2 rRNA genes are annotated in these 382 nt (G+C 39.3%); both read left to right on the plus strand.

The annotated features are described in order from the left end of the window. Positions 1-113 (plus strand): 23S ribosomal RNA (locus LG651_RS15680); the annotation flags it as partial. 157 nt (positions 114-270) lie between these two features. Next, positions 271-378: ribosomal RNA gene (gene rrf / locus LG651_RS15685) — 5S ribosomal RNA — on the plus strand. Positions 379-382 lie beyond the last annotated feature (4 nt).

Here is a 382-nt window from a genome sequence, read left to right on the forward strand (position 1 = left end):
ACAAGATGAGATTTCTTTAAAGGGTCGTAGGAGATGACTACGTTGATAGGCTACAGGTGTAAAGGCAGTAATGTCATAGCCGAGTAGTACTAATAACCCATAGGCTTATTGTACGCCTGTTTTTTTAAAAGAGTACAAAATAATTACTAGTCATGATTTTTTTCAATATGTTAAGATATTTGCGCAATAGCGCGGTTAATGGTTGTACGTTAATGGTTATTAGTTGGTAGTTCACCAACAATAAGAAACATAAACCAATAACCAACAGTTTAAGGTGGTTATAGCGATGGGGCTCACCTCTTACCTTTCCGAACAGAGAAGTTAAGCCCATTAGCGCCGATGGTACTACACTCGTGGGAGAGTAGGTCGCCGCCTTTTTTCA

Source organism: Neotamlana sargassicola (assembly GCF_020523965.1).
Taxonomy (GTDB): domain Bacteria; phylum Bacteroidota; class Bacteroidia; order Flavobacteriales; family Flavobacteriaceae; genus Neotamlana; species Neotamlana sargassicola.